The organism is Flavobacterium nitrogenifigens (assembly GCF_003254565.1).
Classification (GTDB): Bacteria; Bacteroidota; Bacteroidia; order Flavobacteriales; family Flavobacteriaceae; genus Flavobacterium; species Flavobacterium nitrogenifigens.
The window spans coordinates 226,212-238,187 of sequence record NZ_QJRI01000182.1 but is presented as its reverse complement, the minus strand read 5'-3'; the positions used below and the strand labels follow the sequence as shown (position 1 = coordinate 238,187).

At 33.0% G+C, this 11,976-nt stretch carries 14 protein-coding genes; 5 read left to right on the top strand and 9 right to left on the bottom strand.

From position 1 onward, the window contains the following. Positions 1 to 4: 4 nt before the first annotated feature. Genes lpxK through DM397_RS22720 form a run of 3 tightly spaced genes read right to left on the bottom strand, consistent with a single transcriptional unit; the run spans position 5 to position 1,525 of the window. Positions 5 to 1,021, bottom strand: coding sequence for a tetraacyldisaccharide 4'-kinase (gene lpxK, locus DM397_RS22730; protein ID WP_111379985.1), 1,017 nt, complete (start codon positions 1,019 to 1,021; stop codon positions 5 to 7). A 4-nt stretch (positions 1,022 to 1,025) separates the two neighbouring features. After that, complete coding sequence (locus tag DM397_RS22725; protein ID WP_111379983.1) at positions 1,026 to 1,307, bottom strand: Txe/YoeB family addiction module toxin; 282 nt, start codon at positions 1,305 to 1,307, stop codon at positions 1,026 to 1,028. Beyond that, a complete protein-coding gene (locus DM397_RS22720) occupies positions 1,283 to 1,525 on the bottom strand; it encodes a DUF2683 family protein (protein ID WP_111379981.1) in 243 nt (80 codons plus the stop codon). The genes DM397_RS22725 and DM397_RS22720 overlap by 25 nt, the downstream gene beginning before the upstream one ends. Positions 1,526 to 1,738: 213 nt before the next feature. On the opposite strand from DM397_RS22720, the gene DM397_RS22715 reads away from it, so the two are divergent. The 5 genes from DM397_RS22715 to rluF all read left to right on the top strand — a co-directional run bounded on the left by DM397_RS22715 (position 1,739) and on the right by rluF (position 6,157). Further along, on the top strand, positions 1,739 to 2,833 hold the full coding sequence (locus DM397_RS22715; protein ID WP_111379979.1) for a Nif3-like dinuclear metal center hexameric protein: 1,095 nt from the start codon (positions 1,739 to 1,741) through the stop codon (positions 2,831 to 2,833). Positions 2,834 to 2,836: 3 nt separating this feature from the next. Beyond that, a complete protein-coding gene (locus tag DM397_RS22710; protein ID WP_091496387.1) occupies positions 2,837 to 3,616 on the top strand; it encodes a zinc ribbon domain-containing protein in 780 nt (259 codons plus the stop codon). 193 nt (positions 3,617 to 3,809) lie between these two features. After that, positions 3,810 to 4,670 (top strand): alpha/beta fold hydrolase, encoded by an 861-nt coding sequence (locus DM397_RS22705; protein WP_111379977.1) that lies wholly within the window; start codon positions 3,810 to 3,812, stop codon positions 4,668 to 4,670. Between the two features lie 66 nt (positions 4,671 to 4,736). Then, the gene (locus DM397_RS22700) at positions 4,737 to 5,081 is read left to right on the top strand and encodes an antibiotic biosynthesis monooxygenase family protein (RefSeq protein ID WP_111379975.1); all 345 of its coding nucleotides are present in this window, start codon (positions 4,737 to 4,739) and stop codon (positions 5,079 to 5,081) included. Between the two features lie 212 nt (positions 5,082 to 5,293). Further along, positions 5,294 to 6,157: a 23S rRNA pseudouridine(2604) synthase RluF gene (gene rluF / locus DM397_RS22695; protein WP_111379973.1), complete on the top strand. Its 864-nt coding sequence runs from the start codon at positions 5,294 to 5,296 to the stop codon at positions 6,155 to 6,157. Positions 6,158 to 6,195: 38 nt separating this feature from the next. On the opposite strand, the gene DM397_RS22690 is transcribed toward rluF, so the two are convergent. The 6 genes from DM397_RS22690 to DM397_RS22665 form a co-directional block, all read right to left on the bottom strand. Next, a complete protein-coding gene (locus tag DM397_RS22690) occupies positions 6,196 to 6,888 on the bottom strand; it encodes a hypothetical protein (protein ID WP_111379971.1) in 693 nt (230 codons plus the stop codon). Further along, the gene (locus DM397_RS22685) at positions 6,889 to 8,280 is read right to left on the bottom strand and encodes a DUF4153 domain-containing protein (RefSeq protein WP_111379969.1); all 1,392 of its coding nucleotides are present in this window, start codon (positions 8,278 to 8,280) and stop codon (positions 6,889 to 6,891) included. Between the two features lie 59 nt (positions 8,281 to 8,339). Further along, positions 8,340 to 8,630, bottom strand: a complete 291-nt coding sequence (locus tag DM397_RS22680) for a winged helix-turn-helix domain-containing protein (protein WP_111379968.1) — start codon at positions 8,628 to 8,630, stop codon at positions 8,340 to 8,342. 4 nt (positions 8,631 to 8,634) lie between these two features. Next, positions 8,635 to 9,249, bottom strand: coding sequence for a hypothetical protein (locus tag DM397_RS22675; RefSeq protein ID WP_111379966.1), 615 nt, complete (start codon positions 9,247 to 9,249; stop codon positions 8,635 to 8,637). Between the two features lie 393 nt (positions 9,250 to 9,642). After that, positions 9,643 to 10,569: a magnesium transporter CorA family protein gene (locus tag DM397_RS22670; RefSeq protein WP_111379964.1), complete on the bottom strand. Its 927-nt coding sequence runs from the start codon at positions 10,567 to 10,569 to the stop codon at positions 9,643 to 9,645. 403 nt (positions 10,570 to 10,972) lie between these two features. Continuing rightward, positions 10,973 to 11,860: a bifunctional 5,10-methylenetetrahydrofolate dehydrogenase/5,10-methenyltetrahydrofolate cyclohydrolase gene (locus DM397_RS22665; RefSeq protein WP_111379962.1), complete on the bottom strand. Its 888-nt coding sequence runs from the start codon at positions 11,858 to 11,860 to the stop codon at positions 10,973 to 10,975. Between the last annotated feature and the right edge of the window lie 116 nt (positions 11,861 to 11,976).

Below are 11,976 nucleotides of genomic sequence, written 5' to 3'. Positions count from 1 at the left end.
TTTTTTAGACACAAATTTCTATATACTCTAAAATTGTAGTATCAAAGTCTTGCTGGTGGTTAATGAAGGAGCTTTTTATTGGTAAATAATATAGTTGATCGACCAATTCGGAGTCTTTTAATCGCACGTAATCTTTCTCGGTTGTAATTATTTTTCTTCCGTTGGCTTTATTTCGAATTACATCTAGATCATTATCCGAAAAATGATGATGATCCGGAAAAGTAAGACATTCATCATTTTCATTTTTTAAGTAATCAAAAAACGGTTTTGGTTTTGCAATTCCGGCCAACAACAGCTTAGATTCTGATTTAATTTCTCCAACAGCAATTTTTTCATTTTTACCATAAATGACCATATCATAATCTATAAAAGTAAAAAAGACTTGCTGACTGCTTTTCAACTTCAACTTTAATCTAATCTTAGCTTGCTCTTCTTCCGTTAAAATTTTCGGGCATTTTGTAACAACCACTATACTGGCTCTTTCTGCACCGCTTCTACTCTCCCTCAAATTTCCTGTTGGCAGCATAAAATCATCTGCATACAAATCTCCATAAGAAGTCAGTAAAATATAAAATCCGGCTTTTACTTTTCGGTGCTGATAAGCATCATCTAGCAGAATGATTTCAGGTTTTTCATTTTGCGAAAGTAATTCCTGAATTCCGTTTGTACGATTGGCATCAACCGCGACCATAACATTTGGAAATTTTTGATAAAACTGAAAAGGTTCGTCTCCCAGAATTTCAGCATTCGAATTTTCATCCGCCAAAACAAAACCTTCCGACTTTCTCTTGTAACCACGGCTCAAGGTTGCCACTTTATATTTATCAGACAATAACCGGATTAAATATTCTATTTGTGGTGTTTTTCCAGTTCCGCCCACGCTCAAATTTCCAACTGCAATAACTGGCAAATCAAATGAAGTAGATTTTAAAACTCCTTTATCAAAAAGAAAATTACGGACTGAAGTTATGAATCCGTATAGAATGGCAAATGGAAAAAGTAATTTTCGAAGTATGTTCATAGAATTATTTATCTGAATAATGATCTTTTGCAGAAACGACAAAAATTGTCACTGTATCATCTTCTAGATAATATATCATTCTGTCTTTTTGATTTATTCGTCTCGACCAAAAACCAGTAAGTTCATACTTTAAAGGCTCGGGATTTCCTATTCCTTCAAAAGGCGTTTCAGAAAGCTCTAAAAGAATTTTCTCGATATTTTTAATACTCTTTTTATCTCCTGATTTATAATGCTGAATAATGTGTTTTTTAGCTAATTCTTTTATTTCAATCCTAAACTTCCCCATACATCATTAGGATTTATTTCTGTACTTTTTTTATCCTTGGCAGATTTCAAAACCATATCTACAAACTCTGGATTGTAAGTACTCTGTTCTTCATTAACCTGCCCATATTCATTCGTTTCGACAACTTCAATGCCATCAAGACCCTTAAAAAAAGCTTCGAACATTTCCATAAATGCTTTTCCTGTCTTCGTACGTTCGTTAATTTTTATTGTAGTCATGACTTACTAAATTAAATTATAACCTTACAATTAATAAATTACTAACAATTAATATTTTATTAATTACGCAAATATACAAAATCAAATCGCTTCATGAAGACACTCAATAGCCAGATTTATGAAACTGTATTTTTTTTCGTTAATTTGTTCGAGGTTTTGGCGCAAGTCAAAGAACTTGAAACGTGAAACCTAAAACTTGAAACAAATCTTAAAATGAAAATCAAAAATATTATATCGGTTCTTGAAGAAATGGCTCCTTTGGCTTACGCCGAAGATTTTGACAATGTTGGGCTTTTAGTCGGAAACTCAGAAACGGAATGTTCGGGAGTTTTAGTCTGCCACGATGCCTTAGAAAATGTAATTGATGAAGCTATTACAAAAAACTGCAATCTAGTCGTTTGTTTCCACCCTATCTTATTTTCAGGAATCAAAAAAATTACAGGAAAAAATTATGTAGAGCGAGCAATCTTAAAAGCCATTAAAAATGATGTTGCCATTTTTGCTGTTCATACAGCGTTGGATAATCATTCGCAAGGAGTGAATAAAATTTTCTGCGATGCTTTAGGCTTGACAAATACTAAAATATTAGTTCCTAAAAACAATTTCATTCAAAAACTAGTCACTTATACCATTCCAGATAATGCCGATAAAGTTCGAAATGCCTTATTTGAGGCTGGTGCAGGAACAATTGGCAATTATGACAATTGCAGTTTTAATTCTGAAGGAACTGGAACTTACAAAGGAAATTCTGAAAGCAATCCGGTTATTGGCAAACGCCATGAATTGACCAAAACTCAGGAAATAAAAATTGAAGTTACTTTTGAAAAACATTTGCAATCCCGCATTCTAAAAGCGCTTTTTGCAAACCACATTTATGAAGAAGTAGCGTATGAAATTTACAATCTTGAAAATTCCCATCAAAATATTGGTTTAGGAATGGTTGGCGAATTTGAAACTGAAATGGATGAAAAAGATTTTCTTCACTTTGTAAAAGAAAAAATGATTGCCGATGGAATTCGCCACTCTGCTTTTTTAGGAAAAAAAATTAAAAAAGTCGCTGTGTTAGGAGGCTCTGGAAGTTTTGCCATAAGAAATGCCATAAGCGCTGGAGCAGATGCTTTTTTGACTGCCGATTTGAAGTACCATCAGTTTTATGAAGCTGAAAACAAGTTACTTTTGGCAGATATTGGTCATTTTGAGAGCGAACGCTATACAAAAAATTATATTGTTGATTATCTTCGAAAAAAAATTCTTAATTTTGCAATCATTTTATCGGAAGAAAATACAAATCCAGTTAAGTACTTATAAAATATGACGAATACGAAAGAATTAAGTGTTGAGGACAAGTTAAGAGCAATATACGATTTACAGCTTATTGACTCTAGAATTGACGAAATCAGAAACGTTAGAGGAGAACTTCCTTTAGAGGTTGAAGATTTAGAAGATGAAGTTGCAGGTTTGAGCACTCGTTCAGAGAAACTGAAAGGTGAACTTGAAGTGATTGAGGAGCAAATCAAAGCAAAGAAAATTGCTATTGAGGAGCATAAAGAGGTGATTAAAAAGTACACAAAACAACAAGAATCAGTACGTAACAACAGAGAATTTAATTCTTTGACAAAAGAGGTTGAATTTCAAGAATTAGAAATTCAATTGGCTGAAAAGCAAATCAAAGAAATGAAAGCTTCTATTGAGCACAAAAAAGAAGTTATTTCTAACTTAAAAGAAAAACTTGATGCTAAAAGCTCTCATTTAAAACATAAAAAATCTGAATTAGATGCTATTATGGCTGAAACTCAGAAAGAAGAAACTTTCTTAACTGAGAAATCTGCTGAGTATGCAGCACAAATCGAAGACAGATTATTGGCTGCTTACAACAGAATCAGAAGCAGTGTTCGTAACGGATTGGCTGTAGTTTCTATCGAAAGAGGTGCTTCTGCTGGATCTTTCTTCACAATTCCACCTCAAACTCAGGTTGAAATTGCTTCAAGAAAGAAAATCATCACTGATGAGCACTCTGGAAGAATCTTAGTTGATACGCAATTAGCTGAAGAAGAAAAAGAAAAAATGGAACAATTGTTCGCAAAATTCTAAATATCAAGTCCCGATTAAATCGGGACTTTTTTTTTGCTTTTTTTCGCCACGACTCGAGCGATAGCGAACAGGCGAAGCAATTACACAAATTTCACTAATTATTTTTTTATCTATAATACTGAGAGTAAAAAATTCGCGGTCATATGTGTAATTCGTGGCAGACCTTTTTTTACCTTTAGAAAAAATTTAAGTTTTGGGAATTAAAAAAGGAATTCGGTTCATCACATTAAAATCAGTTGGATCTTACATTAATTTTTTGAGTTATGTGCGTCCGCAAAAAGCTATGGAACTTTCTTATGCACTTTTCAGTCAACCTAGAATTGGCAGATTAAAAAAAGAAGAGCTGCCAAAAGTTTTGAGACATACAGAAACAGAAACGTTTCATCATAACGAACACCATTTTCAAACTTACATTTGGAAAGGAAATCAGACCAAGATACTTTTGGTTCACGGTTGGGAAAGCAATGCCTCGCGCTGGAAAAAAACCTTACCGCATCTTCAAAAATCAGGAAGTACCATTATTGCAATTGATGCTCCTGCTCATGGACAAAGCAGCGGAAAAGAATTTAATGTTCCGCTTTATGCCGAATTTATCAATAAAGCAGTCGAGAAATATCAGCCAGAAATTATTATTGGACATTCGATCGGTGGTGCTGCATGTGTCTACCACCAATATTTATTTCCGAATACCAGCATCAGCAAAATGGTTATTCTTGGCGCTCCTTCTGATTTAAAAACTTTGATTGATAATTATATCGCAATGTTGAGTTTGAACAGAAAAATGCTTCCGCTTTTAGAAACTAAATTCATAAATCGCTTCAACTTTAAACTAGAAGATTTTTCAGGACAGAAATTTGCATCCGAATTTACTATTCCTGGATTTATTGCTCACGATACTTCTGATAAAATTGTAGCTTTCGCCGAAGGGCAAAAAATAGCAAGCAATTGGAAAAATAGCCAGTTTATTGAAACCACTGGTTTAGGTCACGGAATGCATGATGACGAATTGTATGATAAAGTGATTGAGTTTCTTTTTGCCGAAGGTTCAAAGTAGCAAAGGCTCAGAGGCACAAAGTTTTTCCATAAATCTAAAATCTGAACTCTAAAATCTAAAATTAAAATGATTGCTGTAATTTTTGAAGTCATTCCCAACGAAGGAAAAAAAGAAGAATATTTAGATATCGCTGCAAATTTAAAGCCCGAATTAAGTCACATTAATGGTTTTATTTCAATAGAAAGATTTCAGAGTCTAGCTGATCCTGGAAAAATTTTGTCTTTATCTTTTTGGAAAGATGAAGAAAGTATACAGCAATGGAGAAATCTCGAGATGCATCGTGCAGCACAAGCCAAAGGAAGAAATGAAGTTTTCAAAGATTATCATTTACGAATTGCAACCGTAGTTCGTGATTACGGAATGTTTGAAAGAAAAGAAACTCCTGAAGACAGCAAGGAATTTCATTCTTAAGGCTCAAGGGTGCAAATGGACAAAGGTTTTACACAAACTTGTCATCCTGAGGAACGAAGAATCGCACTCGTAAATCGACAAAGACTGGCGATTTTGATTGCGGAGTTTCTTGTGGGATCCTTCGTTCCTCAGGATGACAAAATGGTATGAAATTCAAAACAATCTGAAATCTAAAACTCTAAGATGTCTAAACTTTTAGCTACTTTTGCAGTATGGAAGAAAATTTAAAACGTCTTAATAAATTTATTGGTGAAACGGGATATTGTTCTCGTCGTGAAGCTGATAAATTAATTGAAGAAGGACGCGTAACAATAAATGGCGCTGTGGCTGAAATGGGGACTAAAGTTTCTCCAGATGATGAAGTACGTATTAATGGAAAATTAATCGTAGAGAAAAACGAAAAAATGGTTTATCTGGCTTTCAATAAACCTGTCGGAATTGAATGCACAACAAATCTTGAAGTAAAAAACAATATCGTTGATTATATAAATTATCCCAAACGTATTTTTCCAATTGGACGATTGGATAAAGCCAGTGAAGGATTGATTTTTATGACCAATGACGGTGATATTGTAAACAAAATTCTTCGTGCAAGAAACAACCACGAAAAAGAATATACAGTTACGGTAAACAAACCTATTACAGAACGTTTTATTCAGCGTATGGGAAATGGTGTTCCAATTCTGGATACGGTTACTAAGAAGTGTAAAGTAGAGCAAATTAGCAAATACACTTTCAAGATCATTTTAACTCAAGGATTAAACCGTCAGATCAGAAGAATGTCTGAATATTTGGGTTATGAAGTTACGGCCTTAAAACGTATTAGAATCATCAATATTTCTTTGGATGTTCCGGTTGGCCGTTATCGCGATTTAACCGATGCTGAGATTAAAGAATTAAATCAATTAATTGAGCCTTCTAGCAAAACAGAAGAAGCAAGTCTTCCGAAAGTTGAAAATCAGAACAGAAATTCGAACAGAAGCTCTACTCAAGGTTCTGCTCAAAATTCAAGCCGAAGAACAACGTTTATTTCTAAACACGATCCTCGCTTTAAAAAAAGAGGAGATAATAAATAAAATGAGAAATCCCATTCAAACGAATGGGATTTTTCTATTTATGGATTTATAATTCTCTTAATTTTATCATGGAGATTTTTCTTTATCCATAAATTCATTTCTTCTTTTGTATTTGATTGACTTTCACAATAAGGGCAGGTTTCATTAATAAGAAGCTTTTGTGATTTCAAATCAAACAACGAATGATACAAACCTTCTCTTGACATAACTAAATAATCATCTTTTATAAAAATCTTTACATCTTCACTATTTTTAGGGCCTTCATCATAATTAAAACAAATAAAATTAAAATCTTTATTATTATCAAATTTAGCGTTCTCAACCTGTTGTTTATCAATCTTTTCCAAATCCTTCCACTTTTCTCTCTCCCACTTTAAAATACACCATTCCAAATCGTCAAAACCTGCCATGGAAAAATACAAAACAAAGATCTCATCTTTATATTGCAAATGTTGTTGATAGAAGTAATCTTTGAAATATGATTTTAGAAGAGCAACTTTTAATTCCAGATATAAATTTTGCCCCTCCTCATTTAATTCGTTTTCTCCTTTCTTTTTAAACTTTGGAACAATATTCAAGTCCTGATCTAAAAGTCCTTTTTCTTTTAGTTTATTGATTTCTTCTTTTTCAAAAATTTCAAGATAATGATTAACACTTCGATATTTTAATTGCTGCGGGTAGAAATTAACTGATACCATCAGCATAAGCACCATCAGAATATCAGTTCTCATTTATTTCTTTTCTTTATTCAAAAATTCATAATACAACGCTTTAGATAAAAAACTGGCGTCTTGATAATTCCAAATCAATTCTTCTCTTACCGCTTCTGCATATTTTCCGTTTAAATTATTTTTTTCAAAATATTCACGGCGAATATCATCATTAAAATTCAAACCGCTTAAGAAAACAGGTTCTACTCCTTTATTCACTGAAATATTATAATTCGTAACAAGGTTTCCCCAATTGATATAACTGCATAAAAGAATTGTTCCGTAGAAATACCAAACCATCTGATTGAAAAGATAAGCATTCGTTTTTTGTTTTCTTATTTTCTGAAATGAAACTGCCAATCCGATAATAGCTAAGATTAAAAAAGCATAAACTCCAAGGCGTTTATATGTTAAACCATAAAAAGAAACATATTCTGTATTTTTAATCATAGCGCTTACAATTAAAATTACGTTTAGGACAAGCCAAACTTTAGCTAAGCTTTTTAAAGATTTAGCTTTCTCGTCAAAATTAAATCCACCTTTAAAGTAAAATAAGATTACGCCAACTGCCATTAGAATTGAAAAAATTACAGCATTTACGCGTTCGTGTGTATCGGCGCTTAAATTTGTTTTTTCGACAACTTCGAAAAACTGTTCATAGTTATAAGTTCCAATAAAAACTAAAAGCATGATGTTTAGCAGAAACAATGTGATTTCTCCGCTTTTTCTTTCGAAGTCCAAATCAAGAAACGAAAATGTGCTTTGATTTTTGACTTCAGAAATATTACTGAAATCATTGTACAACTTCGGATTGAATTCGTAACAAGCATCCGGAACCCAATAATTCCAAAAACTGAACGAAATATAAAATCCTAAAATGCACATTGCAATTAATTGCGGCAAATTGATATCTAATTCATAATCTGTAAATAATGAAGAGAAATGATCACTTCCAAAAGAATAAACAATGAAAAACAATCCAAGAAAGATAACCGGAATAACAACAAATGCAATTAGTTTTTTGGCAAAATCATTGTGAATTTTTCGCTCAGGAAGCCATTGTTTAAAAATAAAAATACGCCCGATTGAAGCAAATCCGTTTAAAAATATGAGCGGAAAAATTTGTATGATTTTGAGCTCTCCATCCTGAGTTTTAAATTGTAAAAATAGAATTGATAAGGCTAAAGCAAAAAACGATGCTGCATCTCCATACCAAGCAAAGGCAAAACATGACAAAATAGAAGTCATTACTAAAATAAGATGTGATCTGTGAACTAACTTTTCTTGAAAGAAATAACTAATTAAAAGCGTTAGCAAAACGCCAAAAATAGAAATATTGATTCCAACAGATTCGTTGTAAAAAAGCAGTATAAAAACCGCTGTACATGCGAAGATAATTTGATGTTTTTTCATGATTTTAATTTTTAAAAGTACTTTGTAATTCAAAGTTTTTGGATAAAAAATTTTAGTTTCTAAGATTTCATTAATTTTTCGAGGTAAGAAAGATGTTCTTTAAACGCCGCACGGCCTAGCGGCGTTACTTGATAAGATGTTCTCGGCTTTTTGCCCACAAATTCTTTCTTAATCTCGATATATTCGGATTTCTCCAGTGCAGAAGAATGACTTGCTAAATTACCATCGGTGATATTCAAAAGCGTTTTCATCTCGGTAAAATCTACCCAGTCGTTAACCATCAGAACGGACATGATACCCAGTCTGACACGGCTTTCGAAATCTTTATTTAGTTTGTCAATAATTCCCATTCAATTATTTATATTTTTTGAACATTACTAATCCGTATAAGATATGTAAAATTCCAAATCCAAGAATCCAGAAAATCAATCCATATCCGATATAGAAAAGAGCAATTAATCCTAAACAAAGTTCGCAGAAACCTAAATATTTCACATCAGAAAAAGTATATTTTTCTGCATTAATAAGTGCTAAACCATAAAACAGCAAAGTAGATGGCGCAACCAATCCGAAATATCCGTGATACATTAAAGCCAAACAGAAAACACCTCCTGCAAACAAAGGAACCGCCAAATTGAAAAGCATTTTCTTAGTCGCAGATGTCCAGATTGGTAAATTGTATTTTCGGCTTTTTCTAATGGTAAAAAAGATTCCGAATGCAAATGCAGAGACCAAAATTCCTATTCCTATCCAGAATAATTCTGAAACTAAATTGGCAGAATACAATCTATGTTCGTCAGTTAAATAATCCATTCCGTTTGCCTTGAACAACTGGTATACATAGATTCCACCAATTAAAGCCGAAAGACCTGCGAAAACTCCCGAAAGTCCGCTTAACGATATAAATCTTGAAGAGCGCTCCATCATGGAACGAATATGTGCTAAATCTTCTTGGTGCTTTTGATTCATAATTAAAGTACTTTGCATTACAAAGTTATTATTTATTTTGAATTGGCAAGTAAAAAATGAAAAATATTTTCGAACACAATATCGATTCCTGCAAGGTTTTCAAAACCTTGTAGGTTTTAAGTTTTTTTTTATTTGAATCTTAGAATTTATTTTAGCAACCAAAAATACCTACAAGGTTTTGAAAACCTTGCAGGAACAGCACTTTCTTATGATACGATTGCGTGAGGGATAGGAGCATGCTACCGAAGTAGCGCGGATAGCCCGACCCCGACACGTTGAGAGGGCGTATAAACGCAAAGTATGTTTGCCCTCTCAATGTGTCGGGGTCACGCCCAAATTATAAAAACGAAAAAGCCCATTCTTAACGAATAGGCTTTACATAAATTTAAAGTTTTAGAACCATCTTCTGCGTTTGAATAAAAAGACTCCAAAAGAAGATAGAATAATTGAAATTAAAAGCAGAATCCAGATCCCATATTTGCTTTCTTCTAGACCGTTTGGTACGTTCATTCCGTACAAACTAGCAATTAGGGTTGGAATCATCAAAATGATCGAAATGGATGTCATCTGTTTCATAATATTATTCATATTATTGGAGATTACAGAGGCGTATGCGTCCATCATTCCGGTTAAGATGTTGTTGTAAATATTAGCAGTGTCTTGTGCCTGATTTAATTCGATTTCGACATCTTCTAATAATTCTGGATCGTAATTGGCTTTGTGCGCTTTTAAGTTTTTGATTCTTTGGAATAAAACGTCATTTGCTTTTAGCGACGTGATGAAGAATACAAAACATTTTTCGATTTGAAGCAAGGCTTGCAATTCTTCATTTTTGATTGATTTCTCTAAATTATCTTCTGCGAGTTTTATTTTGTGATTGATTTGTTTCAAATATTTCAAGTACCAAACGCTTGATGATAAAAGCAATCTTAAAACTAAGTTGAAATTATCTTCTATATCGATGTTTTTACGCTGAGAATAAGCTACAAAATCTTTTATGATTTCTGTTTTATAAAAACTAATAGTTACGCAAATATCTTCTTTAAAAATGATTCCGAGCGGAACGGTATGAAAAGGAATTTTTACGTCGCCACTTTTAATGGGAATACGCATAATAATCAAAGTCCAACCGTCTTCGATTTCGATACGAGGTCTTTCATCAATATCCTCTATATCATTGTAGAATGCTTCAGGAAGCTGAAGTTCTTCTAATAAATAATTTTTATCTGATTCTGTTGGAGATTCGATGTGAATCCAGCAATTTGAAGTCCATTTTTGGATTTCTACTAATCCGTTGTTGTTTGTGTAAAAGGCTTTCATTTCAAAATACAGGTTTTTAGCGCAGCATTTTGAAATTTCAAAAGCTGCTTAATTTAATACTAACGAATAATAATAATCGTCCATTTGGAGAAGTGTTATTTTTTAAAGTGGTGCAAAAGTATCCTTTATTTTTAAGAACCGAAACTTTAAACTATTAATTATATATTAAAATGGTTTTTAAACACATAGAAACATAGATATTCCGTGTGTAGAAAAGGCGTTTCACTTATTAAAACAAACATAGTTAGAGGTAAAGTTACTATGTTGGAGAAATTTGCTTCTCTTTTATATTCTTTTTTAGAATTCAAATTCTATGTTTCTATGTGTTTAAAAATTTTAAGCTAATTCCATAAAAAAGCCCGTTCTATATAGAACAGGCTTTAGAATATATTTTGACGCAATATTATTTATTTCTTGCGCTTCTCATTTTTCTTGCTAAAAGTGTATTCTTTAACAACATCGCAATTGTCATTGGCCCTACTCCACCTGGAACTGGCGTAATGAACGATGCTTTTTTGCTTACTCCGTCAAAATCAACATCACCTTTGATAACGTATCCTTTTGGGTTTGAAGCATCATCTACGCGTGTAATTCCAACGTCGATAACCGTAACTCCTTCTTTTACCATATCTGCTTTTAAGAATTCTGGAACTCCCAAAGCTGTGATAATAATATCGGCATTTTTAGTGAATTCTGCTAAGTCTTTAGTACGGCTGTGTGTCAATGTAACTGTAGAATCTCCAGGATTTCCTTTACGGCTCATCAAGATGCTCATTGGGCGTCCCACGATATGACTTCTACCTATTACAACAGTATGTTTTCCGGATGTTTCTACTTTGTAACGCTCTAACAATTCCATAATTCCGAATGGAGTTGCTGGAATAAAACTTTCCATTTCAAGTGCCATTCTACCAAAGTTTGTTGGGTGAAATCCATCAACGTCTTTGTCAGGATCAATTGCTAATAAAATTTTCTGTTCGTCGATATGTTTCGGCAAAGGCAACTGAACGATGTATCCGTCTAGATTATCATCTTCGTTCAATTCTTTAATTTTAGCCAATAATTCGTCTTCTGTAATAGTTTCTGGCAAAGCAACTAAAGTTGAATCAAAACCGATTTCTTGGCATGATTTTACTTTACTTCCTACGTAAGTTAAACTTGCTCCGTTGTTTCCCACTAAAACCGCTGCCAAATGAGGCACTTTACCTCCAGCTGCTTTTATAGATTGAACCTCGATTGCAATTTCGTTTTTAATGTCGTTAGATGTTTTTTTACCGTCTAGTAGTTGCATTGTTGTTTTGTTTCAGGTTTTAATTTTTGTTTCAAGTTTCAGGTTTCATGTCAAAACGAAACTCTTTATATATTAAGTGAAAAAGTTTCAAGTTTTGGTCTCTTAACTTGAAACCT

Excerpts from the sequence above, each read along its gene's own strand:
- lpxK (WP_111379985.1), bottom strand. The coding sequence starts at position 1,021 with ATGAACATACTTCGAAAATTACTTTTTCCATTTGCCATTCTATACGGA.
- DM397_RS22725 (WP_111379983.1), bottom strand. The coding sequence starts at position 1,307 with ATGGGGAAGTTTAGGATTGAAATAAAAGAATTAGCTAAAAAACACATT.
- DM397_RS22720 (WP_111379981.1), bottom strand. The coding sequence starts at position 1,525 with ATGACTACAATAAAAATTAACGAACGTACGAAGACAGGAAAAGCATTT.
- DM397_RS22715 (WP_111379979.1), top strand. The coding sequence starts at position 1,739 with ATGAAAATCAAAAATATTATATCGGTTCTTGAAGAAATGGCTCCTTTG.
- DM397_RS22710 (WP_091496387.1), top strand. The coding sequence starts at position 2,837 with ATGACGAATACGAAAGAATTAAGTGTTGAGGACAAGTTAAGAGCAATA.
- DM397_RS22700 (WP_111379975.1), top strand. The coding sequence starts at position 4,737 with ATGATTGCTGTAATTTTTGAAGTCATTCCCAACGAAGGAAAAAAAGAA.
- rluF (WP_111379973.1), top strand. The coding sequence starts at position 5,294 with ATGGAAGAAAATTTAAAACGTCTTAATAAATTTATTGGTGAAACGGGA.
- DM397_RS22690 (WP_111379971.1), bottom strand. The coding sequence starts at position 6,888 with ATGAGAACTGATATTCTGATGGTGCTTATGCTGATGGTATCAGTTAAT.
- DM397_RS22685 (WP_111379969.1), bottom strand. The coding sequence starts at position 8,280 with ATGAAAAAACATCAAATTATCTTCGCATGTACAGCGGTTTTTATACTG.
- DM397_RS22680 (WP_111379968.1), bottom strand. The coding sequence starts at position 8,630 with ATGGGAATTATTGACAAACTAAATAAAGATTTCGAAAGCCGTGTCAGA.
- DM397_RS22675 (WP_111379966.1), bottom strand. The coding sequence starts at position 9,249 with ATGAATCAAAAGCACCAAGAAGATTTAGCACATATTCGTTCCATGATG.
- DM397_RS22670 (WP_111379964.1), bottom strand. The coding sequence starts at position 10,569 with ATGAAAGCCTTTTACACAAACAACAACGGATTAGTAGAAATCCAAAAA.
- DM397_RS22665 (WP_111379962.1), bottom strand. The coding sequence starts at position 11,860 with ATGCAACTACTAGACGGTAAAAAAACATCTAACGACATTAAAAACGAA.